Source organism: Undibacterium sp. 5I2, assembly GCF_035019605.1.
Taxonomy (GTDB): Bacteria; Pseudomonadota; Gammaproteobacteria; order Burkholderiales; family Burkholderiaceae_D; genus Undibacterium.
Genome location: NZ_JASJVS010000014.1, coordinates 15,534 through 42,010, shown reverse-complemented (window position 1 = coordinate 42,010; position 26,477 = coordinate 15,534). Strand labels below are relative to the sequence as shown.

The 26,477-nt window shown below is 60.7% G+C and carries 21 protein-coding genes; 14 read left to right on the top strand and 7 right to left on the bottom strand.

Annotated elements, in window-relative coordinates; translation table 11 throughout:
- Nucleotides 1-37: 37 nt before the first annotated feature.
- Nucleotides 38-214, bottom strand: coding sequence for a hypothetical protein (locus QN359_RS07235; protein WP_323493256.1), 177 nt, complete (start codon nucleotides 212-214; stop codon nucleotides 38-40).
- 20 nt (nucleotides 215-234) lie between these two features.
- Between QN359_RS07235 and QN359_RS07230 the strand changes: the two genes are divergently transcribed.
- Entirely contained in the window at nucleotides 235-2,199 is a 1,965-nt protein-coding gene (locus tag QN359_RS07230) for a DUF3363 domain-containing protein (protein ID WP_322248644.1), read from the top strand.
- A gap of 27 nt (nucleotides 2,200-2,226) precedes the next feature.
- On the opposite strand, the gene QN359_RS07225 is transcribed toward QN359_RS07230, so the two are convergent.
- Genes QN359_RS07225 through QN359_RS07200 form a run of 6 tightly spaced genes read right to left on the bottom strand, consistent with a single transcriptional unit; the run spans nucleotide 2,227 to nucleotide 13,463 of the window.
- Nucleotides 2,227-5,010 carry a DEAD/DEAH box helicase gene (locus tag QN359_RS07225; RefSeq protein ID WP_322248646.1) on the bottom strand — a complete coding sequence of 928 codons (2,784 nt, stop codon included), beginning with the start codon at nucleotides 5,008-5,010 and terminating at the stop codon, nucleotides 2,227-2,229.
- Entirely contained in the window at nucleotides 5,010-5,531 is a 522-nt protein-coding gene (locus QN359_RS07220; RefSeq protein WP_323493564.1) for a hypothetical protein, read from the bottom strand. The genes QN359_RS07225 and QN359_RS07220 overlap by 1 nt, the downstream gene beginning before the upstream one ends.
- The gene (locus tag QN359_RS07215; RefSeq protein WP_322248648.1) at nucleotides 5,528-8,821 is read right to left on the bottom strand and encodes a DUF1156 domain-containing protein; all 3,294 of its coding nucleotides are present in this window, start codon (nucleotides 8,819-8,821) and stop codon (nucleotides 5,528-5,530) included. Before QN359_RS07215 ends, QN359_RS07220 begins: the two co-directional genes overlap by 4 nt.
- 8 nt (nucleotides 8,822-8,829) lie before the next feature.
- A complete protein-coding gene (locus QN359_RS07210) occupies nucleotides 8,830-9,825 on the bottom strand; it encodes a hypothetical protein (RefSeq protein WP_322248649.1) in 996 nt (331 codons plus the stop codon).
- Nucleotides 9,825-12,539 carry a DUF499 domain-containing protein gene (locus tag QN359_RS07205; RefSeq protein ID WP_322248650.1) on the bottom strand — a complete coding sequence of 905 codons (2,715 nt, stop codon included), beginning with the start codon at nucleotides 12,537-12,539 and terminating at the stop codon, nucleotides 9,825-9,827. Before QN359_RS07205 ends, QN359_RS07210 begins: the two co-directional genes overlap by 1 nt.
- Before the next feature lie 42 nt (nucleotides 12,540-12,581).
- Nucleotides 12,582-13,463 carry a WYL domain-containing protein gene (locus QN359_RS07200; RefSeq protein ID WP_322248651.1) on the bottom strand — a complete coding sequence of 294 codons (882 nt, stop codon included), beginning with the start codon at nucleotides 13,461-13,463 and terminating at the stop codon, nucleotides 12,582-12,584.
- A 167-nt stretch (nucleotides 13,464-13,630) separates the two neighbouring features.
- Between QN359_RS07200 and QN359_RS07195 the strand changes: the two genes are divergently transcribed.
- From QN359_RS07195 to trbG, 13 genes are all read left to right on the top strand, one after another.
- The gene (locus QN359_RS07195; RefSeq protein ID WP_322248652.1) at nucleotides 13,631-14,437 is read left to right on the top strand and encodes a hypothetical protein; all 807 of its coding nucleotides are present in this window, start codon (nucleotides 13,631-13,633) and stop codon (nucleotides 14,435-14,437) included.
- Entirely contained in the window at nucleotides 14,434-15,357 is a 924-nt protein-coding gene (locus QN359_RS07190; protein WP_322248653.1) for a hypothetical protein, read from the top strand. The genes QN359_RS07195 and QN359_RS07190 overlap by 4 nt, the downstream gene beginning before the upstream one ends.
- 423 nt (nucleotides 15,358-15,780) lie before the next feature.
- Nucleotides 15,781-17,772, top strand: coding sequence for a conjugal transfer protein TraG (locus QN359_RS07185; protein WP_322248654.1), 1,992 nt, complete (start codon nucleotides 15,781-15,783; stop codon nucleotides 17,770-17,772).
- A complete protein-coding gene (locus QN359_RS07180) occupies nucleotides 17,769-18,254 on the top strand; it encodes a CopG family transcriptional regulator (protein WP_322248655.1) in 486 nt (161 codons plus the stop codon). The genes QN359_RS07185 and QN359_RS07180 overlap by 4 nt, the downstream gene beginning before the upstream one ends.
- Nucleotides 18,251-19,267 carry a P-type conjugative transfer ATPase TrbB gene (trbB, locus tag QN359_RS07175; RefSeq protein ID WP_322248656.1) on the top strand — a complete coding sequence of 339 codons (1,017 nt, stop codon included), beginning with the start codon at nucleotides 18,251-18,253 and terminating at the stop codon, nucleotides 19,265-19,267. The genes QN359_RS07180 and trbB overlap by 4 nt, the downstream gene beginning before the upstream one ends.
- Nucleotides 19,264-19,641: a TrbC/VirB2 family protein gene (locus QN359_RS07170; protein ID WP_322248657.1), complete on the top strand. Its 378-nt coding sequence runs from the start codon at nucleotides 19,264-19,266 to the stop codon at nucleotides 19,639-19,641. The genes trbB and QN359_RS07170 overlap by 4 nt, the downstream gene beginning before the upstream one ends.
- Complete coding sequence (locus tag QN359_RS07165) at nucleotides 19,638-19,910, top strand: VirB3 family type IV secretion system protein (protein WP_300060117.1); 273 nt, start codon at nucleotides 19,638-19,640, stop codon at nucleotides 19,908-19,910. Before QN359_RS07170 ends, QN359_RS07165 begins: the two co-directional genes overlap by 4 nt.
- Before the next feature lie 19 nt (nucleotides 19,911-19,929).
- Nucleotides 19,930-22,368 carry a conjugal transfer protein TrbE gene (gene trbE, locus QN359_RS07160; protein WP_322248658.1) on the top strand — a complete coding sequence of 813 codons (2,439 nt, stop codon included), beginning with the start codon at nucleotides 19,930-19,932 and terminating at the stop codon, nucleotides 22,366-22,368.
- Nucleotides 22,365-23,093 carry a P-type conjugative transfer protein TrbJ gene (gene trbJ, locus QN359_RS07155; protein WP_322248659.1) on the top strand — a complete coding sequence of 243 codons (729 nt, stop codon included), beginning with the start codon at nucleotides 22,365-22,367 and terminating at the stop codon, nucleotides 23,091-23,093. Before trbE ends, trbJ begins: the two co-directional genes overlap by 4 nt.
- A gap of 10 nt (nucleotides 23,094-23,103) precedes the next feature.
- Nucleotides 23,104-23,367, top strand: a complete 264-nt coding sequence (locus QN359_RS07150) for an EexN family lipoprotein (RefSeq protein ID WP_322248660.1) — start codon at nucleotides 23,104-23,106, stop codon at nucleotides 23,365-23,367.
- A 3-nt stretch (nucleotides 23,368-23,370) separates the two neighbouring features.
- The gene (gene trbL, locus QN359_RS07145) at nucleotides 23,371-24,732 is read left to right on the top strand and encodes a P-type conjugative transfer protein TrbL (RefSeq protein WP_322248661.1); all 1,362 of its coding nucleotides are present in this window, start codon (nucleotides 23,371-23,373) and stop codon (nucleotides 24,730-24,732) included.
- Nucleotides 24,733-24,757: 25 nt separating this feature from the next.
- Nucleotides 24,758-25,465, top strand: coding sequence for a conjugal transfer protein TrbF (trbF, locus tag QN359_RS07140; protein ID WP_322248662.1), 708 nt, complete (start codon nucleotides 24,758-24,760; stop codon nucleotides 25,463-25,465).
- Entirely contained in the window at nucleotides 25,462-26,475 is a 1,014-nt protein-coding gene (trbG, locus tag QN359_RS07135) for a P-type conjugative transfer protein TrbG (protein ID WP_322248663.1), read from the top strand. Before trbF ends, trbG begins: the two co-directional genes overlap by 4 nt.
- The last annotated feature ends 2 nt before the right edge of the window (nucleotides 26,476-26,477 follow it).

Sequence of the window (26,477 nt, the reverse complement as noted above, 5' to 3'; positions counted from 1 at the left end):
GCAGACAATCGCAGCCAGACCGTCGGGGCCGGTCGCGTCAGCGATCGGGAAAGGCGGAGGGCAAGATAAAAGGGGCGGCACGTACCGTGTCGCAATGGCAGTCTGCACGTGGGTTTGGCACGGCACGGCGGCTTGCAGCCAGCGTGCCGTCGTGGAGCGCAAAGCCGGATGGGCTCAAGGTTTCCGGTGTGCCGTCTTCGATGCGGTATGCCAATCTACGCTGGAGCTGGTGCCATGGCCTCGCGTGACGACGACCGTTTGCGCATCAAGCCGGGGGCACCTAAACGCCCGGATGGATCGCAAAGCGGCCAGCGCGCACAGCGCTTTGTCTCGCAAGTCCTGAAGCAGGTTTCGAAGGCCGGTGCAAAGACCTCGGGCGCGCGCGGTGCGCGTCCCGCATCGACCTTCGGACGGGGCCGCGTGGCTTCAGGCATGGCAGGCCGCACGCTTGGAGCCGACGCGCGGCGCGTGATCATCAAGTCTCGTTTTGTGGTGCTGAAGAAGGTTGGCGCCAATTCCGTATCGACGCACCTGCGTTACATTGAGCGCGACGGCGTGACGCGCGATGGAGAGCGAGGCCAGGCCTACGGCGCCGAGACCGACACGGCTGACCTCAAGGCCTTCGAGGAACGCGGCAAGGGTGATCGCCACCAGTTCCGTTTCATCGTCTCGGTGGAGGATGCCGGAGAGCTGGAAGACCTGCGCGGTTACACGCGCGAGTTCATGCAGCGCATGAGCACCGACCTGGAAACACGGCTGGACTGGGTGGCTGTCGATCACTGGGATACGGACAATCCGCACACGCACATCGTGCTGCGCGGGCACGCCGGGATTGGTCGAGGAAAGGGGCAAGACCTGGTGATTGCGCCGGACTACATGGCGCACGGTATGCGCATGCGCGCCAGCGAACTGGCGACCGAATGGCTGGGGCCGCGCACCGAACTGGATATTCGGCAGGGGCAGTTACGGGAGGTCGAGCAGGAGCGGCTGACGAGTTTGGATCGGACGCTGTTGCGGCAGGCCAGCGCGGATATCGTGGACCTGACCCAGCAGCCCAACGACCGACAGTACCAAACCGTTTTGCGTGCCCGGTTGCAGCGGTTGGAGGCGATGGAGCTGGCCGAGCGAATCGACGCAAACCACTGGCGGCTATCCCCGAACATGCAACAGACATTGACCACGATGGGCGAGCGGGGCGACATCCTGCGCACAATGCACAAAGCCTTGCGGGGCGAGCAGCGGGAGTTGGTACTGGAGACTGCGCCGGCAACGCCAGTATTGGGCCGCATCGCCGCCAAGGGTCTGGCCGACGAACTTAATGACCGAGGCTATATGGTGGTGGATGGCATCGACGGCCGCGCGCACTATGTCCGCCTGCCGGTTGGCGCGGACCTGGCCGCGCTGCCGGTGGGTGGCATCGTGGAAGTGAAGCCTGCCGAACGGGAACGAGCGGTAGACCGCAACATCGCGGGTATAGTGCGTGAAGGTCTCTACCGCAGCGCCGACCATCTTGTGCAGCTTCGACAAGAAGGTGCCGCAGACCCACAAACTGCGGTAGATGCCCATGTGCGCCGACTCGAAGCGCTGCGCCGCTCTGGAGCCGTGGAGCGCATGGCCGACGGCGTTTGGCGCATACCGCCTGACTTCTTGTCACGCACGCAAGCGCACGATGCGCAGCGGGCCGCAGAGGGCACTATTGAGTTGCGTTCGCACCTGTCGATCGAACAGCAAGTAGGCGCCCAGGGCGCAACATGGTTGGACCATCAAATGGTGGGCGACGCGAAAGACCTGTCGCCACGGGGCTTCGGTGTCAAGGTGCGTGACGCATTGCAAGGCCGAATCAATTTCCTTGTCGAGCAGGGCTTGGCCGAGCGGCGCGGCCCGCGCGTGGTTTTAGCGCGCAACTTGCTATCTACCTTGCGCGACCGGGAATTGGTTGCAGTGGGCAAAGTGATCCAGCAGGAGACCGGACTGGCCCACCGTCCGCTGCGCGACGGCGAGCGCGCAGACGGCATCTACCGCCGCTCAGTCCAGCTCGCCAGCGGTCGCTTCGCGATGCTGGACGATGGCATGGGTTTCAGTCTGGTGCCGTGGCGACCGGTGGTGGAACAGCGACTTGGACAGCAGGTATCGGCCATCGTGCGGGGGTCATCGGTCACTTGGGGGCTTGGGCGGCAGCGCGGGCCATCCGTTGGATAGGTTATTGATTCGCCACGCGATCCCTTGCTAGACGACCTCAATCCATCCGACCAAATCGGTCTCATAGGCCTGGCCCGGCTTGACCAGCCCCCGGTGAACCAAATCACGATGGAGCATGGGCTCAAGGACCGTTGTTAGCCTCTCGGACGCCCGCTCGCGATCCAAGGCCGGCGCGGATGGTTCCGCGTCGAACAACTGATCGGCGAACTTTTCCATGGACGGCGACCTCTTTCCTTCTTCGTCCACCGCAAGCGAAATGATCAGCGACCGCTGGCGATGCTTGTCGTCGGTGGCGACCACGTGCCAAAGAGACAGGATGCCTTGGCGGCCATCCACGCCTTTCACCGATAGGCCAAGGCTCTCGGGCGCTGTGGATCGGAGGACATCGAGATAGTCAGCGATCAATGGGTGATCGAGGCCGAGCAAGGACAGGCGCTCGTCGGCCAATGCCCGGTCGCGGTCCGACACGAAATTGGCCTCGACCGTGGCGCCATCGACGCCGATAACTTGCCACGCGCCGTGACCGGAAGAGGCGAACTTCTTGCCATCGGATTCCACGGCCGCCTTGAGGAAGCTTTCCAATGCCCCCATCCCCGCCGACGTGTCCGACAGCGGCTTGTAGTCGTCGATATTGAAGCCGCCGAGGTCCTGGAACAATTCAAAGACCACAGCTTGCGCCTGGCTCGCATTGGTCATCGCCGCTTCCAACTCGACGCGCGTGCGTTTGAGCTCGGGGTCGCCCAACGCCTCGGCGTAGAGCCTCTCGTAACTCAGCCGTTCGGAGAGCTGGCCCAAGATTTGGGAACGCAGGTCTTCGGCGACCTCGCCGTGCTCGTCGACTTTGCCAAGCGTTTTAGCGATCTCAGTGAGCTTCTCGTCGAGCAGCAAGAAAATCTTGCCTTCGATCGTGTCGGACAGCACCAGGTTGTAGACCTGGGCCGTGTGCTTCTGGCCATAGCGGTGGATACGCCCGATCCGCTGCTCCATATCCATCGGATTCCACGGCAGATCGAAGTTGAATAGCACGCGAGCGTGCTGCATGTTGAGCCCCTCGCGCCCCGCTGCCGTGCAGATCATCACGCGCGGGCCATCCGCCTGCTTGAACCGCTTCTCGGCGGCGGCCTTGCTGCCATGGTCGCCGCCTTTGAGGACCACCACGCCTTGCCCTGGATACTCGCGCTCAATCATCTGACCCAGCATTTCGACGCTGCCCAAATAGGTCGCGAAGATCACCACGCGCTCGCCCGAGTCCTGGCGCCATAATGCGCCCAACGCCATCAGCAGCTTTTGGACTTTGGTCTCGGTCTCCTCGGGGAATCTGCGAAGCAAATCCTTGATACGCAGGCGCTCTTCCGGCAAAGCGAGAGCTACTGAGGCCACGGCCGAATCCTCGGCGGCGGCCAGCGCGACCTCATCGGACACGCTGGAAGCCATGTCCATGGCCTCCTCGTCGAGCTTCTTCAATATCTTGCGCTGGATGTCACCAAGGGCGCGGTCGACCTCGATGTCGGCCAGGCGATCATCCCCAAGCCCGAGCTCCGAGCGGATCAGGTCTTTGGCCTCACGCAAGGATTCGTCGCGGCGGTCGATGTCGCGGTTTTCGTCATGCATCAAGGATTCGTGGACCGTCAACGCTATGAGGCGGCGGCGCAGCGTGCGCGCGACCGCAGCGAAGCTGGACGCGGCGATCTTCTGGAAGATCGTCATCACAAAGCCCAGAGCCATCCCCTTGTTGCCCTGACGCTTGGCCAGCGCGAAGCCGTCTTGCAGGTATTCGTTGAGCCCAGAGTAGAACAGCCGCTCTCGGTCATTCATCAAAAACGACTCGGTGTGGACCCAGCGCCGAGCGAACAAAGCGGTTCCATCCGGCTTGCACGCATCGGCCTTAGTTCGGCGCACCACCACCGAGTTGAGCCGGTGGCGCTCGCGCACCATCTCCTCGGGAGAATTGAACAAGGTCGAATCCAGTAGCTGGATCAGCATCCAAAAGCGAAAATGATCACCTTGGTGGGGAGTCGCCGACAGCAAAAGCAAATCCCGGCTGTGGTCGCGAAGGGATTCGGCCAGTTTGTAGTTCTCGGTCTTCTTGACCTTACCACCCGACTTGAAGGCGGTCAGATGGTGGGCCTCGTCGAACACCACCAAGTCCCATTTCGGCGCTTCTTCAAGCTTCTTCACTCGCGCCTTGCGCTTCAGGGTGTCGATGCTGGCGATGAGGCGATCATGCTTAGCGAAGGCGTTGGATTTCCGGTCCGTCACGTCGCCCTCGGAGCCGAACACCTCGAAATTGAGGTTGAACACCTCATTGAGCTCGCGGTGCCAGTTGTTAACTAGGCCTGCCGGAACCACCATCAACGCCCGCTTCAACTCGCCACGGCTGGCCAGCTCACGCAGGATCAGCGCGGCCTCGATGGTCTTGCCCAAGCCCACCTCGTCGGCCACCAGAAACCGGCGCGGCGCGGTGGTCGTCACGCGATGGGTCAAAACGACTTGGTGAGGAAGAAGATCAATCTTGGCTGACGTGAGCGAGGCCGCGCTTTCCATCAAAGGCAGGACATGGGCCTGCCATGCGAGCCAAGCCTTGCGAGCCCTGTCGCGGCCCTGGCCTACGTTGGCCACCACGCGCTGAGTCCTGCCCAGCGCGGGCAACAACGCATCGACCGCGACCTGGCGCTCGCCGCCTTGGAAGAACACGCGGACATAGCCATCGGACGCCACCGATACGACGACGCCCTCGCCGAACTGGACGTGCCTTACCCGCTGGCCGGGATGGATGATCTGCGCTGGAGCGCCCTCGACGGTTACCGCCATCAGGAAATCCGCTGCAAGTAATAACCCGACAAGCGCGGCGGAGTATTGCCCTTCATCCTGATTTCCTGGCTGTTGGGCTCAGAGCCATTCCACAAGCAACGTCCAATGGGAATTTCCTTTGAACCTTGCGCGCCGCTGCAATGCCAATAGGCTGCCTGCTCGGCCTGGCGATATGTGAACCGGCGCGAATCGGCAAACCAAAAAATCAGAGCCGCCTCGCCACCGCCCGACGCCACCGACTTCTGGAACGACAAAATCGCCGGATAAATCGACTGCTCAAGCCAATCTGTGGCCTTGTCTGGGTGTAATGCATCCAAGGCGCCATCAAGGCCAGCCACAACCAACGCCCGGCCCCGGATCAGCACGTCGTCAACGTTGGCCCAACCGGACGCCTTGAATCTCAAGAGTTGCCGAAGGCTGACGGGACTCTTGTCGCCACATAGGGCAGCGAGTTCCGCAGCGTCCCAAAGGATCGAGTGGCCTTGACGACGCCATACGTCGATTTCCATAGGACTGCTCATGATGCCTCCCCAAACATATCAAATTGCCGTTTGCCGTCATCCTCTTTGCTCTTGTGATCAGCAAGCCACCGGGAAAATAGTTTCGTCGCAAGATGGGATGCTCTACGCATCTCCGCCAAGCCACCGCGAGTCCCCAGCCACTCCAACAAATCGGCCACTGCCGGGTGTGGAATGAAGTTCGGGTTGTTCAAGGTTTCGTCGACACGGATTCCGCTGTCTGGATAGCACGCGCCAATCAAGAATAGAGCCTGATCAAGATCGCCTGACATTCCCTTGCGCGGCTTGCCCCGCCATGCCTGCGCGAACTCCAAAGGGGAGACAAGGTGGAACGATTTCTTTTCTTCGACGCACCAGCCAAGCTTTTCAAAAACATCAAGCTCAGTGCCCGTGCCTCTCAGAAACTTCATCATCTGGTCGCGAGGAACGACGGCAATCTGATCGAAGATGCGCAAAAACTGACGGGTATACGGCTCCGCCAACACTGGCGGCACGATGCCGCCTTCGCTATCATCAATGAGCTGGCGAATGCCTGACAAGGCCTCCGGCAAAGTGAACTCTCGGCCACGCTCAACATAGACTTTGCCGTAGTGCTTGGAAAAATACTCCAACGCCTTGCCACGCTTGATCACTTCCAAATCGGCCTTCGGCAATCCATCATGCTGATGCTGTTCGAGCAAATCCTTGAGCTGCTGGATATCGTCGGAAATCTTGCGACGCAATTTGGCCCAGCTAATCATTTCAGGCTCATCGACGCGCTTGCGGCAGACATGGATGATGTCGTATTCGACCTTCATCGAGCCAAACTGCGAATCGCCCTTAGACTCATCGCCTCGGATAGGATAGGTGGCCTCCAAATAAAAACCTGCCGAGAACAAGCTTTCCAGAACCTGAACCCAAGGACCGTCCTCGCTGTGGTGGAAAGTGAACGCAAGCAGCCCACCCGGCTTGATGATTCGATGCGCTTCTCGCCAGCACTCGGTCAAGATGCGCTGGTAGAAAGCCTTGGCGTCTTTTCCTTGGCGATATGGGTTCTCCACCGCCTCCAAAGTCTTCGGTGTGAAGGGGTTGTCAAAGATTTCCGGATAGCGTTTACGCAATGTCGGTGCCAACCAAACGTAAAAGAAATCCGACAGTTCGGAATACTGGACCAACTCACTAAATGGAGGGTCCGTGATGACCATGTCGATGGACTCGTTTCCGATTCGATGCAGATCGGTTGAGGAGCCGCATGTCAATGTGATGCGGTCCAAGACCTCATCACCTGTCGGAACTTTCAAACTCTTGGCCTGCTTGAGCTCCTTGGCCAAATCTTTGGCCGTCCGTTGAAGCTCCGTCTTTGTCACACGCTCCCAAGGGCGTTTGCGCCAGGCGAGCGCCTCAATTGCTCCTTCGGCGCAGGCGCGCCAATTGCCGCGTCCAATCTTGCCAAACAAGTTGTTTTCAATCGGCCGAGACTTGAGCGAATAGTTGTTGCCCGAAAAATGCGGCTCCATTTTATCGGCGCTCTCGTTCCAGAAACAGAGGAGATTTTGGTTCCGAATGTATTGCTGGAAAGACCCAAGCAGAGCTTCTTTCGCGTCCCACTGCCCCACGGGACTTTCAACGATCGTCTTCAACAACTGGGAAAGCACAAGTAACTGTCTGGAATTGAACATCTTCCAGTAGTGTGTGTAACCATGGTCAGGAATTCCCCATTTGTGCGTTTTCCAGCCATTCGAAAGCTCATCGGTCGGCCAATAACCAGCAAGGTCGGCGTCCTTGCGGTTTGCCCATTCCAATTCGCTTGCCACAATGGCAGACACATCTTTTGCAGGAACAAACGAGCGGCCCGAATAAGGCTCGCCGTCCGCGTCGCATTCAGGACAATGCAAATGGTATGCAAAAGGCGACATTGGCCCTGTCTTGTGGCTTGCGCGCACTGCATCAAGCACATCCGATCCGCGACCACAGGTCGGCGATTTGCATGCGAATGAAGACTTACGCGGCTGCATCCCACTGGCCGTCTGGCGCATCTCCGCCGTTCCGATCATCGTGAATATCTGCCGGTCGGTTCCAGGGTGCGTGATCGTTTCAGGCAATACCTCGGCGCGAATCTCGATGAAGGCTATCGTCTTTGCGCGCTCGCGATACCACCTGACATTTTCCTCAGCCGTGTCTGTCGCACTTCCTCCCAACGCTTGTCCCTTAGCGTCAGTCGATCCTGCTCCTTTGAGCCATTCTGGATCGACCATCAAATGCAGATACACTTTCTTGTTTTCGGCTTTGCCTAACGACAAGGACTCGCCGAGCAAGCGACCAGCGTGATCAACGGACTCCAATCCGCATTTTGGACAGGCGTAACGCCCTTTCCCGTCCATCACGGCATGCGGCTTTTCCGAGACCGCAACCACATAAGGCTCGCCGGGAGCCATCCGCGATGCCCGCTGTTCCAGGTCATAGGTCTCACCGCATGACCCGCAAGTCCTGTCGAGCCACGCTTTCACCATTAGCGTCTTGACGGCAAAAACAGGATTGCCCATCAGCGGAGTTTTATGCCCGCACCCGTCCGCCTGACAAGGACCGTGTTTAGCCCAAAATGTATAGATCAACTCTGGGCCTGAATAGCCATAGCTGCCACGATCTTCATAGGGAACCGTAGTTGGATCGAATCCTTCGGGTTGATCTTCGCCGGTGCGCTTGGAAATCCAACGCCCTTTATGACCCTTCGGGCAACTGTGGACAAAATATGGGCGAAGAGACGCGCCGATCTTTTCATCAACATCAGCCAGAAGGCTTTCGACCTCTTCCTTGGTTGTCTGCGCAAGCTCGCTTTTGACCACAAACCACGACATTGGATTGAGATCATTGCCGACCACCTGCATTCCGAGCCTCGCGGCCTCGACCAGCGTGGTGCCACCACCCATGAAGATATCGGCCACCTTCAACTTCGAGAAATCCGGATTGCCCTGGTGATTTCCATAAAATGATTTCCAGACTGTCGCGCCGGCTTGACGCTCCGATGTCGGTGCCTTTGATGCCGCCGCGATGAGCATCGCCCGGAACACGCTGGAAGACCTGCGTGCCCAATATTTGCTGACCTGATAGATCGGCTTGTCGGCGTTGCCTTCAATGACTGCAACCTCATTGATCGGCAAAATAGGAAAGTCGACCTCCAGGCAGGACTTCGGACGATTTGGATCAGAGAAGTCGAGTCCCTCCAACATCTGCGGCTTGCCCGCTTCCAATAACGCCGATACCGCGTCGAGAACTTGCTCTACCTTGGGCTTGCTTGATTTTTTTTGAGTTGCCATGCGAGCCTTCAATTCTGTTTGACTATCTCAATGAAGGGGGACGCCACTTCAAGCAACGAAATCCCTCCATGAGCCAAATTTTTCCTGCCTCCCGCGACGCTCCATGAACGTCGCCCCAAGACAAAACGGTAAGCACCACGCTTCGTCGTCATCGCAATATCCAACGGTGGAGCCCACGCCGAACCTGCCTGATCCTGCGATGAAGCGAACCGTTCCGCTCCGTATGTCGAGGCCAAATAATCCTTCTGAACCAAGTCATGGACATCACCGAAATGACCCGAAGCGGCGTAGCCGTGATCGGAAGTGATCACCAGCGTTCGTCCTGTTGCCAGACGGTCGATGAAGGACCAGAACTCATCGCCGCACAGCACTGCGTCTACTGCCTGGGCCAACGGCGCCAGCCCTTTGCCTGGCGCCGCGTAGTCGTGCAGCAAAGAATCTGGCCACTCGTGCCAAACGAAAAGAGACGGGCTGTTGGGTAACGTGTTTGCACACTCCTGCCAAGGCTGATCAAAGAGAGCTGTCGCAGCGCCTGCGAGTTTTAAAGAATTCACCGCGCCAGCCGTCAAAGCTGAGCGTTGCGGCAGACCCAATAACTTTGCAAAGCTTGTTGTGTCGCTAGGCAGGGCCGAGGCACAGGCTTTCGCTTGTTTGATCTTGTAGCCACGACTTTCAGCCTCCGCCAATAGCCACGGCACCTCCCGCAGCGATAGCGCATCGAGGACCAACACGGCTTTGCCACCCTGTACCTGATTCCAAAATTCTTCAATCGCTTTGGCATTGCTTGGAGCAGCAGACTCGAAGTCGCGCCATAGCTCCCACGCAGAGCTGGAAAGGACCAGGTCGAGCCCTTCGACCAACTTGTCGCGCCGAACCAGCTCGGAAGCTGGATCGCCGACGATGGGGACAGACAATCGTTGCCATAGCTCATCAAATATCAGTGGCCATGCTGTTTGCGACGGCTCGATCAAAAGCCGATCAAGCAATGTGGAATCGACACTCATTAGGATTCCTCCTTCTCGGCATCGAGCCCATATGAAAGGCCATCAGGCAATGTCCTGATGAGCTGTTGAAGTTGCGCCCCGGTGAGCTTGTCGATGCGCAAGGACACATTCTTGACGGTCGTGCCTGGTTGGATTCGCCACGTGTCCGCGACGCGACTCAGAAGATTCAAAGCCGATGTCGGATCGGCGTTCAGCTTTGTCGTCATTACTGGCGGCGCCGGCCACGCGCCGCCTCCATCTCCTGGCGCGATCGGCTGCCCGAACGGATTGGTTGGTGGCTGATCCGGTTGGCCGGGCAGGCCTGGAATGCCCGGAAGCTCTGGCGTGCCGCTTGGGGCCTGCTCGCCAGCGCCTGGTTGCCCAGAACTCTGCGGCGGTGTGCCAGGCAATGTCAGCAGCGTATCCTCCAACTGTTTGCCAGCAACGTCAAAGTCACGCTTCATGCGCCTCAACGCGACATCAGCATCTTCGCCGGGCACTCGTTGCAGCGACCGCAGGCCACGCACATTGATTGCCACCCGCCCATCGGCGCATACCGCGAGGACAGCATCCTTGGCCGCCGCTTCGCCTAGCCAAGGAATGCATTCCTTGACTCCGCGAGGCTCGCGCAACTCCGCCAACAACTTCGCAAGCGACATGCTGCGCTGGGCGAACGAGACGACCATGTCGTCGAACTCCTCCGCGATAAAGAGGTTTTGCTTGATCTTGTCCTGGATCGCGACGGGAATCTTTTCGGCTTTGGAACCATGTGGTTCGGCATCAAAAACGCACTTCGCCGCGTCCTCGCTATTCCACGTCCGCAATATCGCAAAACGGTCGAAGCGGTCTGCAACCTTGGTCTTAATCTGGTTGTTGAACTCAGTCGCCAAGGCACGATATGCCGGTTCCGTTTTCGCCCAGTCTTTGGCCAAAAACGCAGCACGAGCTAGGATCATCAACTCGCGATCTTGGTAAATGGTTCCGTCGACACCTTTGCGAGGAAGGAGGAACCTTGGCGTATTGCGACCCGAGACCAAGAACTTCTTCACCCATTGGCCCAACGTCGCATCCAGCGGGTCCGGGCTAGCAGGCAACACGATGATCGGGATGATGCGCGTATCCCATGATTGCGGCCTATCGCGTTCGTCCAATTCTTCCCATGGCGAATTGTTCCATTCGCGTTTGAGCACAATGGTCCGATACATGCCGGACAACTGAGTGTCGCCGCCGATGACATGGCGAATCTCCGTGGAGAGGTAATCAACATCCTCGCCGTTTTGGAAAAGCTTGTCATTGCGGGCGTGCGCCAACAAACGGGTGCGAGCATTCTCTTCCAGCTTGAATACCAGCCGCGAGCCCAGCTTATGGATGTTGTAGCTGTTGTTCTCGATCGTTCCCAATTCCGCTTGGAACGCATTGTCGTCGACCTTCGAATCGCGAGTCACATCAGTTTGCAAAGTTTCCGGCTCAGCTCCAACCCGATGATTATCGAGCGAAAGCGATCGCAGCCAAAGCGCGCTGACGATTTCTCGAAGATGGGGAACCTGGGACAAATCGCCACCCAAGGCCTCCTGCACTGCGGTCAGATTGCGCAGCGCTTTGTCGCGAAGCTGCTTGTGATGCTCGATGCCGACGGTGTCGATGAGCGACGCAGCGCTGCCACGATCATCACCCGACAGTTCGAAATCAGCGGACGTGATGACAGGAACCATGTCGCCCGACGCTTTGAAGAGCTCGACCAAGATGCGGACTAGGTCCCGCGTGCCCTGCGCCTGAACAGCGAAAATGACCTCGTCGTCAAGAAGCTGCAAAAGCTCAGGCGAGTATGGCCATGACTCGGAAAACCTAGCTTTGTGGCGCTCAAGCTCCGACCCTGGCTTGCTTGACAGCCTCATGAACTCCGAGACATGGGCCGCGATCAACGGTTCGATCTGCCCCGCAGGAATGTTGATCCGGTTCTCGAAAATACGGTAGAGCAAAAGCTTGCGGCGATCGTGCTGCGCCTGCTCGCCTTTGAAGTCGACGCGAACAGGATTGACGCGGAAAAGCTGCTGAGCTGCGTTTGCGTTGCCCTCGCGAACGGACACGACCAGCGACAAAAGCTCAGGATTGTTCTCAGCGATCTCAGACAGGATCTGAATGAAATTGAAGGCCCAGACTTGTCGAGGCTCGTTGGCATCGCTCAGGCCATCGAACCAGGTCTGAAACTCATCGAGCAAGAGCGCCGTGGGCTGCTCTTTGAACATCGCCATCAGGATGTCTTTTCCGGGAACCTCCGTTTTTCGCCCCTCCCACTTGCCCCTGGCGAATTCGCCCCTGGGATGACGCGCGAACAGGATATCCCAAAGGTAGGCGAATCGATGTTCGTGCAAAGGCTCCGCGATCACATGCAATTTCGATCGCAACGACATGCCAGCCAATTCAGGTTGCCCAATTCTGTCCGACCATGCCTTGAGCCAAGCCTCGCCGGCATCAGGATCGCTGAGCATATGGCAAACCGCCGCCATCAAGTGGGACTTGCCTTGCCCACGGTTGCCGACCATGACTACCGCTTTATTCGAGCCTGGCGCCACCGCCTTGATCGACTTGATCAGGTCAATCGAGGGATACGTGATTGCCAAGAAATCCTTGGCGTCCATATCCAAGGCGCCAGTCTTGGCGTCGTTGTTGAAGTCGATGGTCGTGCCACGGAGCCTCGTTCCGCGAAACTCATCGCGCAGTTGTAATCCAAGCATGTTGTTCCCTTCTGTGTACTTCGCTATGTTTATGTTCTGTGTTCAATGCTCGGCCGCAGCCCCAGGCGCCAAAGCGGCGCTCTCGACTCCATAGAGGGTGGGAGTGTTCCGAAGCCAAAGGTGGTACGACGCAGGATCAAGGCGGTGGTCTGGCGTGGCGTCTATCGACCAGCGCCGCAAGACGTAACCCGCCAAAGCCGCCCTCGTTTTCATCCGCAGCACTCCATCGCTCATGGCATAGTCCGCCTCCACCGCTTTAGGCCACTTCACGCCGGGATGCGGGACCAATTCCATGTCAACAATCCGCGCCCACTGCTCGTCGGCCCCGAGAAGCTCGCGCTCCTCCGTCTCGCCATCGAGCTCTTGCGCCTTGACAATTCTGGTCAGAACGAAATCGCCGAACCGCTGCCGCTCCCGGTCGAACGCACGGACGTGCCAACGCAGGCCGTTGTCGGCCAAGGCGACCGGCACGATCTCGCGCCGTTTCTGTCCTGACGACATCGATAGGTAGCTGATCCTGACCGGGCGCCTGGCGCACATAGACCTGGTGATGACACCCAAGACAGCCATGTCCGGCTGCACCAATTGGCCAGGCCCCTCGCATGGCGTGGCCGGTTTGAGACCGAGTTCCAATCCATCACCGAACCCCTGCAACAGCCATGCGAGCACGCGCTCACAATGGAACGCGAAGATAGGGACAAACAATGCCGTGGGCCGGTAGCGCCTGCCTGCGGCGTCGTAATCCAGGTTTCCCGGCGCCATCTCGCGGTAGATGCCCAAATCGCGCGAGGCCGCTGCCGGCTTGATCCCAAACCGGGTCTCGATGTCGCCGCGACTGAGCTCGCCTGTAAAAAACGCGCGCAGCTCTAGGAAGGCCAACCTCTCCCGTTGCGTTTGCGACAACACTTCTTCCCTGACTTTCAATGCATGCTCCCGGACTCCTGACCCTCGCGCGTGTACGGAACGAACGCGCCAAAAACGCAAAGAATAACATGCGAATCATTTTGATAGGGTATGCTATGTGCTATTAACAATAACGCGCAGCCAAAAATGAGCTCGACGACGCTAAAAATGCCTGAGGGAGGTGGGAGATGAGCGTGCCAATCCTCGATGCCTCCGCCTGGCGCGAATTCCGAGGGCAACCCGGCAATCCGGGCGTCAATTCGACCCACCTCGCGAAGATCGCGGACGAATCAGGCAAGGAGCGGATTTGTTATGTGAAGCTTGCGCCCGACCCCGACATACCAGCCCTCCTTTGCGAAGCGTTGGGATGGGTGCTCGCTGGGCATGCGGGACTGAGTCGAGCGGAGTTTGTCGCCATCGTCATGGTGGATGTGGCAACCCTGCGCAAAAGCCAGCCCCTTCCACCTGAGTTCAATCACTTTGCCGCCCCGCTCTGCCCGGCTTGGTGCAGCCAGGCCGTGCCTGGGTCGGCGGTGCGCGACCACGCCAAACGAATGGATTTCATAGCCTCTCGCAAAGCTTTCCTGCGCTCGCAAGACTCTCGGAAATTCGCCGCATTTGACCATTGGAGCGACCTCAGGGACCGCAACTTCGGCAATGTCATCCGATCAGACAGGGGCTACGCCACGATCGATCACGAGACCTTGCTTTACGATACGCTATGGGTCGGCAAGACCAAGGGCTTTAATAAGCAGTGCCTCATGGAGCAGGCTCAACGCGCCCTCGACAGCAAGGAGTTCAAGCGCTTCCAGGTGGACATGGCCAAGGCTGCGACTGGACATGCGGGCGCATTCTTAAACGCGCAATCCGATCTCGACGCCTTGATCGACCTGCTCCTTCCAAACCAAACAGCCGCAAAAACAGGCATCGTCGCCACGTTGAATGCGCGGTCGCAGCCAGGCTGGCTCGCTAACCAATTGGGAGTCATCGCATGAGCGAATCCAAACCAATCGGCATCAAGATAGACCATGGGAGCCTGAGCCAAGCGGCCAAAGCCACGCCCAAGCCAGCCTTTGTGGGCGCATGGGCAACAATTGAATTGCAGCCTGACCTATTTGCCCCGCAGCGCTTCACTGTGGGTGTGGCTGTGCAATCCGCTGACGAGCGTCTGCATTTCAAGTTGTTGGACGATTTCAAGAAGTTCGAATGCGTGTACCCGGACGTGTTCCCGCAAAAGTCGGCGCGCGAATTAATGGCCTATGCCGCAGAGGCTCTGCAACAAGCCGTCAAAGCCAAGTTGCCTCTTGACGCTGTCCGCTTTGAATCGCACTGCCTGTCAATCTCGCCGCCCGTGTTCACATCGGGAGAGGACAGGGAGGACAAGGTCGAGCGCCTATTTGCGGAAGTCGTCACCATGGCCCCCTCTCCCAAGAAGCGGGGAAGCGACTTCGAAACGATCGACACCCCAAACGCTCGGCGCCTGGTGAACCGTTACCTCAAAGAGATCGCAGGCATTGACTTCGAACGCTTTGTTCAAGAGGAGCAGCAAGGACTTCTAGTGGATGGCGACGATGGTTCCAGACATTTCTTGGATTTGAACTTACTGACGCCGACCTCATGCGGCAGCGTTACCTCGGCCGTCTACAAGACATCGACTACGGTGGAGATGAACCTCCTCAAGGCGAGCCTGGACTTGAAGACCTGCTGGCGCAAGCGCCACCTTAATTCCATGGGCTTATTTCTGCTGCTGCCTGATCCGCAAGCGATGGAGCGCAAAGAATACAAGCGCATTGAGGAGGTCATCGGCGACCATGAATGGAAGCTCGAACAAGATGGATTCCAAGTGGTGAGCATGCAACAGCCTGCGGAACTCGCTCGTGAAATATACGATTGGGCAAAGCCCGCCCTCGCTTGAAACCTTCCCGCTCGAATTGCTCCACCCACTTCGTGTGCGGCTTTTATCGCCATCATCTGCCGCTCCAATCCCAACTACCTGTTCGGTAGCGCCATACAAGCAGCATATGACGAGTCAACGGCAGCAGCAGGCCGTGCGTCCAATGGCCACTGCGGACGTGGGTTCGTCTGTGGAAATACCACACGACAAGCTTCGCAGTTCGTGCCAGCGACAGGAAATAATCATCCCTGTACTCTCCTCTTAGCCGACCTTCGCCGGAGCAGGTTTGCTCATACTCGCGGCGCCCCCAAACTTGTGATGCTTAAAACGGTGCCGTTTCGGTGCCGCTTCGAACCGTAACGATCGGCCGATCCTGATTCGCGTGTACCGCGCTGACGGCCCATTGAAATGGACTGAATCGAGCAATCACAAGAGGGGTAGCGCATGGTGCCGACCGGCGTGCTGATTGGCCAGATCACAATGGTTTTCGCCACCACTTTGCTGGGGCTATGGAGTGCCACCCAGTGGACGGCGGCAGCACTGGGATACCAGATGCGCCTCGGCGCGCCGTGGTTCGACCTGTATGGCACGCCGATCTATCACCCGTGGCGGCTGTTCGAGTGGTGGTACTTCTTCGATGCCTATGCACCCGACATCTTCCTGCGCGGCGGTGCCATCGCCGCGTGCAGCGGTTTAGCCGGTGCCATGGTGGCCGTCACCATGTCGGTGTGGCGCGCACGGCAGTCCAAGCTGGTCACGACCTACGGTTCGGCACGCTGGGCGCTGCCCGCTGAAATCCGCAGTTCCGGGCTGACCGGCCCTGCCGGCGTTTTCCTGGGCCGTAAAGATGGCGACTACCTGCGCCATGAAGGTCCCGAGCATGTGATGGCCTTCGCGCCCACCCGCTCGGGCAAGGGTGTCGGCCTGGTGGTGCCGACGCTGCTTTCGTGGCCCGGCTCTGCCGTGATCCACGACATCAAGGGCGAGAACTGGACCTTGACGGCCGGCTGGCGCTCGCGCTTCTCGCACTGCCTGCTGTTCAACCCGACCGATGCACGCTCGGCTGCGTACAACCCGCTGCTTGAAGTGCGGCGCGGCATGCACGAAGTGCGTGACGTGCAGAACATCGCCGACATCCTGGTCGATCCCGAAGGAGCGCTGGAGCGGCGCAACCATTGGGAAAAAACTTCGCATGCACTGCTGGTCGGCGCGATCCTACATGTGCTCTACGCCAACGAAGACAAAACGCTGCGTGGCGTCGCCAATTTTCTGTCCGATCCGGCCTGCCCATTCGAGGTAACGCTGCACCGGATGATGACGACACGCCACCTGGGCGAAACAACGCATCCGGTTGTCGCATCAGCGGCGCGCGAGGTGATGAACAAGAGCGAAAACGAACGATCCGGTGTGCTGTCCACCGCGATGAGTTTCCTGGGCCTGTACCGCGATCCCACGGTGGCCGAAGTCACCTCACGCTGCGACTGGCGCATCGCCGACCTGATCGATGCCGATCACCCGGTGTCGCTGTACCTGGTGGTGCCGCCTTCGGACATCAGCCGCACCAAGCCCTTGATCCGGCTGATCCTCAACCAAATCGGCCGACGCCTGACTGAATCACTCGATGGTTCGGACGGCATTGCACGACGCCACAAGTTGCTGCTGATGCTCGACGAGTTTCCGGCACTGGGTCGGCTCGACTTCTTCGAGTCCGCCCTGGCCTTCATGGCCGGCTATGGCCTGCGCGCATTTCTCATTGCGCAATCGCTCAACCAGATCGACAAGGCATATGGCCAAAACCATTCGATCCTCGATAACTGCCATGTGCGCATCGCGTTCGCCACCAACGACGAGCGCACCGCCAAGCGCATTTCAGAAGCGTTGGGCACCGCAACCGAATTGCGCGCGCAGCGCAACTACGCGGGCCATCGGTTGGCCCCGTGGCTCGGTCACTTGATGGTATCGCGGCAAGAGACGGCACGACCGTTGCTCACGCCCGGCGAGGTCATGCAACTGCCGCCGGACGACGAGGTGGTAATGGTGTCCGGCCATCCACCGATCAAGGCGAAAAAAATTCGCTACTACATGGATGCGAATTTCAAGACGCGCATGCAGCCGCCGCCGTCATTGCAACTCGGGCACTACGCCGACGCACCGCCATTGCGGCCAGACGATTGGACCGGGCTGGCTATACCCGCCCCCGCCGCACCGACTTCCGGCTTAGCCATCCCCGCACACGGCGGGGCCATCGACGACGGTGGCCACCAGCAGCAGCCGGAACTGTCCGAAGTCGTATTCACGCCGGAACCAGAACACGCAATGGACGACTTGGGCCTGTTCGATGACGACGACTTGTCGCTGCCCACCCAGCTCGATCCACGCCTGCTACGCACGGCGCGGCTAGCCGCACTTGACCCTGATGACGGGATATCCCTATGAGCCGCACACGTCTGAACCTTTTCATCGAACACGAGCACGCCAAGCGGCTCGACGAGCTGGCGACCATGAAGGGCTTGTCCAAGTCCTCCATCATCGCCGCTGCGTTGGCTTCGTTCCTGTCGCCCGACTCCGGCGATCAGCGCGAAGCGGCCATCGCCAAACGTCTGGACCGCTTGTCTCGCCAGCTCGACAAGCTGGAGCGGGATCAGAACATCCTGATCGAGACGCTGGCGCTCTACGTGCGCTACTTCCTTACCGTCAGCACGCCGGTGCCGGAAGCGCATCAGGAAGCGGCACGCGCTCAGGGTCGCGCACGCTTCGAGCAGTTTATCGAACAGCTCGGCCGACATCTGCTGCGCGGGCGCAGCCTGGTCAAGGACGTGGTGGAGGAAATCCAGCCCGACTCCAGCCAGTTCTTTGGCACAGAGGAAAACGCTCACGCCGCAGTGCCTGCCGATGAAGCTGCGGGAGCACCGTCATGAGCAACCCGCCGCGCGATCAGGGCTTGTCGGCCTCGCTGGCACTGGAACGTCGCGTTCGCATGCTGCGCACGGCGATGGGGCCGGACATCGCCAAGGCATTGAACGACCCTGACGTGGTGGAAGTCATGCTCAACCCCGACGGTTCGCTGTGGATCGATCGACTGAGCAGTGGGCGCGAGCCGCTGGGCGTCAGTCTCACGCCCGCCGATGGCGAACGGATCATCCGACTGGTCGCCGCCCATGTGCGCGCCGAAGTGCATGCGGGCAAGCCGCTGCTATCCGCCGAACTACCGGAAACGGGCGAACGCTTCGAGGGCGCGCTACCGCCCGTGACACCGGGGCCGGTCTTCGCGCTGCGCAAGCGCGCAGTCAACCTGATCCGGCTCGACACCTATGTGGCCGACGGCATCCTGACCGAGGCGCAGGCAACCTTCCTGCGAACTGCCGTGCGCGAACGCCAGAATATCCTGATCGCGGGTGGCACCAGCACCGGCAAAACCACGCTGGCCAATGCCCTGCTCGCCGAGATCGCCGCCACCGGCGACCGCGTGATCGTGCTCGAAGACACGGTGGAGCTGCAATGCACAGCGCTCGACCACGTCCCGCTGCGCACCCGCGCGGGTGTGGTGACCATGGCCGAGCTGGTGCGCTCGACCCTGCGGCTGCGGCCGGACCGCATCGTCGTCGGCGAGGTGCGCGGCGCCGAAGCGCTCGACCTGCTCAAGGCTTGGGGCACCGGCCATCCGGGCGGCATCGCAACCGTCCATGCTGGTTCCGCAGCGGGCGCGTTGCTGCGGCTGGAACAACTGATTCTCGAAGTCGCTGTGACCGCACCACGCGCCCTGATCGCCGAGGCCGTAAACATCATCGTCTACATCGCCGGTCGCGGCCATGCGCGCCGCGTGCAGGAAATCGCCCGCGTCACCGGCTTCGACAGCCACGGCTACCAACTCAGCACGGAGCTGATGCCTTCCTTCCCATCACTTTTATCAACACCCGGAGAACCGTCATGACACCTTTGCACATTTCAAACACTTCAAACACTTCCGTAAATCCGCTTCTGCACAACGCCCGCCTTCAGGTCGGTATGCAGGTCATCGTCATGGCGGCGCTGTTGCTGTGCGTGGCGCTGCCTGCGCATGCAGCGGGCTCGAACATGCCGTGGGAGGCACCGCTGCAATCGGTGCTGGAGTCCATCCAGGGGCCGGTGGCCCGAATCATCGCGGTGATCATCATCATTACCACCGGCCTGACGCTGGCGTTTGGCGACACCAGCGGCGGCTTCCGCAAGCTGGTGCAGATCGTCTTCGGCCTGTCAATCGCGTTCGCCGCATCCTCGTTCTTCCTGACCTTCTTCAGCTTTGCAGGTGGAGCGGTGATCGCATGAACGCGCTGCCTGCTGACGCACCCGGCTTTGAAGTGCCGCTGCATCGTTCATTGACCGAACCGATTTTGTTGGGCGGCGCGCCGCGCACGGTGGCGATTGCCAACGGCACGCTGGCCGCTGCGGTCGGTCTCGGGTTGCAACTCTGGCTCCCCGGTCTTGCGCTATGGATCGTCGGACACTCGCTGGCCGTGTGGGGCGCACGGCTGGACGCGCAGTTCATGGCGGTGTTCGCGCGACACATCAAGCACCGCATGTTGTTGGACGTATGAGACCCACGGAGAACACGCCATGATGCATCTTGCCGAATACCGCACACGCCCGGCCCTGCTGGCAGACTGGTTGCCTTGGGCTGGACTGGTCGCGCCGGGTGTCGTACTTAACAAGGACGGCTCGTTCCAGCGCACGGCGCGGTTTCGCGGGCCGGACCTGGACAGCGCGACGCAGGGCGAACTGATCGCCACAGCGGCGCGCTTGAACAACGCGCTGCGCCGGTTCGGTTCCGGCTGGGCGTTGTTCGTGGAAGCCGAACGGCGCGAAGCGGCCGACTACCCTGTGTCGGAATTTCCCGAGCCGCTGTCGTGGCTGGTCGATGAAGAGCGCCGCGCCGTTTTTGAGGAAGCCGATAGCCACTTCGAGAGCACGTACCACCTGACGCTGCTGTACCTGCCGCCCGAGGAATCAACGGCCCGCGCCGCCAAGCTGCTGTATGAGAACAGCAAGGTCGAAGGCGTGGATTGGCGCGAACGGCTGGAGGGATTCGTGTCGGAGACCGAACGCTTTTTCGGTTTGCTCGAAGGGGTCATGCCGGAGATTGCCTGGCTCGACGATGGTCAAACCTTGACCTACCTGCATGCCTGCGTGTCCACGCGCCGCCATGCGGTGGCCGTGCCCGAAGTGCCGATGCACCTGGATGCGCTGCTGGCCGATGAACCGCTGACGGGTGGCCTTGCACCGATGCTCGGGAACCAGCACTTACGAGTGGCGTCGGTGCGCGGGTTTCCGACATCGACCTGGCCTGGCCTGCTCGACGACCTCAACCGCCTGGGCTTTGCCTACCGCTGGAGCACCCGCTTCCTGTGCCTGGACAAGGCCGAGGCGGAGAAGGAACTGACGCGGCTTCGCCGCCAGTGGTTCTCCAAGCGCAAAAACATCGTCGCGCTGCTGCGTGAAACCATCTTTCAACAGGAAAGCCCGTTGGTGGATTCCGATGCCTCGAACAAGGCAGCGGATGCCGATGCCGCATTGCAGGAACTGGGCAGTGACCAGGTGTCGTTCGGCTACGTTACCGCCACCGTGACGGTACTCGATACCGATGCAACGGCCGCCGACGAAAAGTTGCGCGCAGTGGAGCGGACTATCCAGGGTCGCGGCTTCGTGACGATCCCCGAAACTTTGAACGCGGTCGATGCGTGGTTGTCGTCGATTCCGGGGCACGCCTACGCCAACGTGCGCCAGCCCATTGTCTCAACCTTGAATCTGGCCCACATGCTGCCGGTGTCGGCAGTGTGGGCCGGTCAAGAGCGCAATGCGCATCTTGACGGCCCGCCGCTGATCGTGACCCGCACCGATGGCGCGACGCCGTTCCGGCTGGTCACGCACATCGGCGACGTGGGCAACACGCTGGTGGTCGGCCCCATCGGCATGGGCAAGTCGGTACTGCTGGCCACGTTGGCCATGCAGTTCCGCCGTTATGCCGGTTCGCGCATCTTCGCGTTCGACATGGGGCGTTCGATTCGCGCCACCGTGCTCGGACTCGGTGGCGAGCATTACGACCTGGGCGCAGATGGTGCTATCGCCTTCCAGCCTCTGGCCCGCATCGACCAGGACAGCTACCGCGCCTGGGCGGCCGAGTGGGTCGAAGGACGTTTGATTCACGAAGGCGTGTCCGTTGGGCCGGACGTGAAGGACGCCGTATGGTCGGCACTGAACAGTCTCGCCAGCGCACCGCTTGACCAGCGCACCATGACCGGCTTGTCTGTGCTGCTGCAATCGAACGCGCTGCGGCAAGCCCTGCAACCCTATGTGCTGGGTGGCGCGCACGGCAAGCTGCTCGATGCCGACCATGACAGGCTGGGTTTCGCCGACGTGCAGTGCTTCGAGATGGAAGAACTAATGCACAGCAAGGCGGCTGCGCTGGCCGTGCTGCGCTACCTGTTCGCGCGCTTCGAGGAACGCCTTGATGGCGCCCCGACACTGTTGATCCTTGATGAGGCATGGCTGTTCCTCGATGACCCGGTGTTCGCCGCGCGCATTCGCCAATGGCTCAAAACGCTGCGCAAAAAGAACGTGTCGGTGATCTTCGCCACGCAGTCGTTGGCGGACATCAAAGATTCCAGTATTGCGCCGGCCATCATCGAGAGCTGCGTGAACCGTATCTTCTTACCCAATCCGCAGGCGACCGAGCCGCAGATTCGCTCAATCTACGAAGGCTTCGGCCTCAATGCGCGGCAGATCAATATCGTGGCGACCGCCCAGCCCAAGCGCGACTACTACTACCAGTCGCGCCTCGGCAACCGGGTCTTTGACCTGGGACTTGGGCCGGTGGCGCTGGCATTTGCCGGTGCAGCCAAGCCCGAAGACCAACGCGCTATCGACACCGTGTCCGCGTCGGTGCCGCCTGCGGACTTCGCCGCCGCCTGGCTGCGCCATCGCGGCCTCGACTGGGCCGCAGACCTGATTCCCTCTTATCCGTCGTTCCCCTTCACACCCCAGGAGAAACAGCCATGAAGAAAACCTTGCTTGCCATCGCTGCCGCCGTTCTGGTGGGCACCATGCCTGCTGCGCAGGCGCAGTGGGTCGTGATCGATCCGACCAACCTCGTGCAGAACATCATGACGGCCGCCCGAGCGTTGGAGCAGATCAACAACCAGATCAAGCAGCTCCAGAACGAGGCGCAGATGCTGATGAACGACGCCAAGAATCTGACCAGTCTGGACTTCAGCGCACTTAATCAGCTACGTGCAGCACTGTCCGCGACGAACCAGCTCCTGCAACAGGCGCAGGGGCTTGCCTTCAACCTGTCGCAGATGGAAGCCGAGTTCGCGCGGCTCTATCCCAATGCCTATTCCGCCTCCACGTCGGGTAGTCAGATGTCAACCGACGCCCGCACGCGCTGGCGCAATTCGTTGGAGGCGCTGCGCACCGCGACCCAGGTGCAGTCGCAAGCAGTACAGAACTTCGCATCCGACGAGCAGACCTTGACCGACCTCGTGAACCGCAGCCAGTCCGCCGTTGGCGCGCTGCAGGCCACGCAGGCGACGAACCAATTGCTGGCACTGCTATCCCGCCAAACCATCCAGGCGCAGCAGCTCCAGATCACGCAGGACCGGGCCAGCGCGCTGGAACAAGCACGGCAGGTCGCAGTCCAAGAGCGTGCGCGTGAAGTGCGCCGTCGCTTCCAGGGCGATGGCACTCTCTACACGCCAACCACGATCAACTTCTACAACCCATGAGGACTCGACCATGAAAACCCTTCTCACCGTTACCGCCTGCACCCTGCTACTGGCCGCGTGCAACAAGCCGGTCCCCACCGAGTCCGTCGAATCGCTGATGGCCAATCCCGAACGTCTGAAGGATGTCCGCGCCCAGTGCAAAGCCGACCACGCCAAGGTCGGCGATGCGCTATGCACGATGGCCGCCGAGGCCACGCGGCGGCGCTTCATGGGCAGCGGCACGCCGTACACGCCTGCGCCACCAGCAACGCCACCGCCCACACCAAAGGACTGAGCCATGAACGACTTGTCGGTCATCGACCACTTCCTTGATGTCTTCTCGCGCTACATCGATTCGGGTTTCGGCTTGCTGCATGGCGAGGTGGCGTTTCTCACCGCCACGCTGGTGGTGATCGACATGACACTGGCCGGACTGTTCTGGGCCATGGGCGGCGAAGAGGTCATTGGCAAGCTGATCAAAAAGACGCTGTACGTCGGTGCCTTCGCTTTCATCATCGGCAATTTCAACAATCTGGCGGGCATACTGTTTCGCTCTTTTGCCGGTCTCGGGCTGGTGGCGTCGGGTTCCACGCTGACGCAAGCGCAGTTTCTACGACCGGGTGTACTAGCCAAAGTCGGCGTCGATGCGGCACGGCCCATCATGGCGCAGATCAGCGACATGACCGGCTTCCCTGAAGTGTTCGCGCACCTCGATGTCATCTCGGTGTTGTTCCTCGCCTGGCTGGTAGTGATCATCAGCTTCTTCGTGTTGGCGGTGCAGCTCTTCGTCACGCTGATCGAATTCAAACTGACGACACTCGCGGGCTTCGTGCTGGTGCCGTTTGCGTTGTGGAACAAGACGGCATTTCTGGCCGAGCGCGTATTGGGCAACGTGGTGTCGTCAGGCATCAAGGTGCTGGTGCTGGCCGTGATCGTGGGCATTGGCACGGGACTGTTTGCGCAGTTTCAGGTGCCGCCCGGCACCGAACCATCCATCGACCTTGCGCTGACCATCATGCTGGCCTCGCTGGCGATGCTGGGACTGGGAATCTTCGGGCCTGGCATCGCAACCGGGCTGGTGTCGGGCGCACCACAGCTCGGCGCTGGCGCTGCGGCCGGAACGGCGCTGGGTGTCGCGGGTTTGGCAGTGGCCGGTGGTGCCGCTATCGCATCAGGTGGCGCAGCGGTCGCGGCGGGCGCGCGCATGGCGCCGGGTGCCGCGCGCGCGGCCATCGGCAGCGCCGCTTCGGCCGGGCGTGCGACCAGCTCAATGGCAAGCGGTGCGAAGTCGGCCTACCAGGCCGGTGCTGCGGCATCAGAGGGTAGCGGTGTTCGCGCTGCCGGCGCGGGCCTCGCCAATGTGGCCAAGAGCGGTGCCGGTGCGGTCGGCCAGCGCGTCGCAGCCGGTGCGAAAGCGGTCAAGGACCGCGTAGCGAATTTCGTCGCGGAGGCTGCTGCGCCTGCGGCGGCAGCCGGCGCACCCGAATCAGCCGAATCGACGGACGCCAAGCCCCCTGCGGGCGAGCCCGCTTGGGCCAAACAAATGCGGCGCAAACAGCAGGCAAGCAGTGCGGTCTCGACGGCGGCGCACACGTTGCGCTCGGGCGACCACGGTGGCAGCGGCGCCAGTCCGAGCCTGCGCGATGAATCCAGCACTTGACGCTAACCCTTGAGGAGAAAAATTCATGCTATTCAAACGACCCCAGGTGCGCTACTCGGAATCGCCCGAGCCTGTCACCCCCTACCAGGCCGCTGCACAGGTCTGGGACCAGCGTATCGGCAGCGCCCGCGTGCAGGCGAAGAACTGGCGGCTGATGGCCTTCGGCTGTCTGTCGCTGGCATTACTGATGGCGGGCGGGCTGGTGTGGCGCTCAGCGCAATCCATCGTCACGCCGTATGTGGTGGAGGTGGCCGCCGGTGGCCAGGTGCGCGCGGTCGGCGAAGCGGCCACGCCGTACAAGCCGAATGACGCACAGATCGCCTACCACCTGGCGCGCTTCGTCACCGACGTGCGTTCGCTGTCGATCGATCCCATCGTCGTCCGCCAAAACTGGCTCGAAGCCTACGACTACACGACGGACAAGGGTGCGGCCACGCTGAACGACTACGCACGCACCAACGATCCATTCGCGCGCATCGGCCAGACCTCGACGGCGGTGGAGATCACCAGTGTGGTTCGCGCCAGCGAATCCTCGTTCCAGGTGCGCTGGATCGAACGCAACTATGCGAACGGTTCGCCCTCGGGCACCGAGCGCTGGACCGCCATGTTGTCCGTGGTGTTGCAGCCGCCACGCACCGAAGAGCGACTGCGCAAAAACCCGCTGGGAATCTATGTCAACGGCCTGTCCTGGAGCCGCGAACTCGACGCAACTGAAGGAGTGAAGAAACCATGAAAACACAAATCCGCAATTACGCTTTGCCGTTGATCCTGAGTGCCACCGTGGCAACCGTCACCGGCTGCGCCACGCATGGACAGCCGCCACCTGACATCACGCTGGATGAATCTGTCGCGGCGCACGCGTTGCCTGAGCCACCCAAACCCATCACGGTAGTCGAAGTTCCGAAACCGCTGCCGCTGCCCGAGCAGTTGAAATCCTTGCGCAACGCACCCGAGGACAAACCGGCAACCGAATCACCCGATGAGAAAACGCGCGTGGCGCGCGCCAATGCCGAAGCGCGCGTGGCACCGAGCCGCGAGGGTTACATCAACGCCATCCAGGTCTGGCCTTATGCGGACGGCGCGTTGTATCAGGTCTACACCAGTCCGGGCCGCGTCACCGTCATCGCTTTGCAGCAGGGCGAAGAGTTGGTGACGGTCTCGGCCGGTGACACCGTGCGCTGGATCGTCGGCGACACGGCCAGCGGTGCGGGCACCAGCCTGCGTGTGAACATTCTCGTGAAGCCGACGCGCATCGGGCTGAAGACGAACCTGGTCATCACCACCAATCGCCGCACGTACCTGCTCGAACTGTCTTCGACGCCGCAGGCGTGGATGGCCTCCGCATCGTGGGACTACCCGAAGGACCGTCTGCTGGCCTTGCAAAAGCAAGCGCAGCAGGCTCAGACGGCAGCGCCGGTGGACTCAGGCTTGTCGCTGGAGCAGATCAAGTTCCGCTACGCGATTTCCGGCGATAGTCCACCGTGGAAGCCGCTACGCGCCTTCGACGACGGCGAGCGGGTCTACATCCAGTTCCCCGCCGGCATCGCGCAGGGCGAGTTGCCGCCACTGTTCGTGATCGGAGCCCAGGGTGATGGCCAGCTCGTGAACTACCGCTTCCGCTCACCGTACTACGTGGTGGATCGGTTGTTCGGTGCGGCCGAATTGCGGCTGGGCGCTGACAAGGCCGCCGTTGTTCGCATTGAGCGCACCGATGGTGTGGGCAGCACGGCACGGAGGCATTGAGC

Coding starts and splice junctions, on each gene's coding strand:
- QN359_RS07230 (WP_322248644.1), top strand. CDS start 235: ATGGCCTCGCGTGACGACGACCGTTTGCGCATCAAGCCGGGGGCACCT.
- QN359_RS07225 (WP_322248646.1), bottom strand. CDS start 5,010: ATGGCGGTAACCGTCGAGGGCGCTCCAGCGCAGATCATCCATCCCGGC.
- QN359_RS07220 (WP_323493564.1), bottom strand. CDS start 5,531: ATGAGCAGTCCTATGGAAATCGACGTATGGCGTCGTCAAGGCCACTCG.
- QN359_RS07215 (WP_322248648.1), bottom strand. CDS start 8,821: ATGGCAACTCAAAAAAAATCAAGCAAGCCCAAGGTAGAGCAAGTTCTC.
- QN359_RS07210 (WP_322248649.1), bottom strand. CDS start 9,825: ATGAGTGTCGATTCCACATTGCTTGATCGGCTTTTGATCGAGCCGTCG.
- QN359_RS07205 (WP_322248650.1), bottom strand. CDS start 12,539: ATGCTTGGATTACAACTGCGCGATGAGTTTCGCGGAACGAGGCTCCGT.
- QN359_RS07195 (WP_322248652.1), top strand. CDS start 13,631: ATGAGCGTGCCAATCCTCGATGCCTCCGCCTGGCGCGAATTCCGAGGG.
- QN359_RS07190 (WP_322248653.1), top strand. CDS start 14,434: ATGAGCGAATCCAAACCAATCGGCATCAAGATAGACCATGGGAGCCTG.
- QN359_RS07185 (WP_322248654.1), top strand. CDS start 15,781: ATGGTGCCGACCGGCGTGCTGATTGGCCAGATCACAATGGTTTTCGCC.
- QN359_RS07180 (WP_322248655.1), top strand. CDS start 17,769: ATGAGCCGCACACGTCTGAACCTTTTCATCGAACACGAGCACGCCAAG.
- trbB (WP_322248656.1), top strand. CDS start 18,251: ATGAGCAACCCGCCGCGCGATCAGGGCTTGTCGGCCTCGCTGGCACTG.
- QN359_RS07170 (WP_322248657.1), top strand. CDS start 19,264: ATGACACCTTTGCACATTTCAAACACTTCAAACACTTCCGTAAATCCG.
- QN359_RS07165 (WP_300060117.1), top strand. CDS start 19,638: ATGAACGCGCTGCCTGCTGACGCACCCGGCTTTGAAGTGCCGCTGCAT.
- trbE (WP_322248658.1), top strand. CDS start 19,930: ATGATGCATCTTGCCGAATACCGCACACGCCCGGCCCTGCTGGCAGAC.
- trbJ (WP_322248659.1), top strand. CDS start 22,365: ATGAAGAAAACCTTGCTTGCCATCGCTGCCGCCGTTCTGGTGGGCACC.
- QN359_RS07150 (WP_322248660.1), top strand. CDS start 23,104: ATGAAAACCCTTCTCACCGTTACCGCCTGCACCCTGCTACTGGCCGCG.
- trbL (WP_322248661.1), top strand. CDS start 23,371: ATGAACGACTTGTCGGTCATCGACCACTTCCTTGATGTCTTCTCGCGC.
- trbF (WP_322248662.1), top strand. CDS start 24,758: ATGCTATTCAAACGACCCCAGGTGCGCTACTCGGAATCGCCCGAGCCT.
- trbG (WP_322248663.1), top strand. CDS start 25,462: ATGAAAACACAAATCCGCAATTACGCTTTGCCGTTGATCCTGAGTGCC.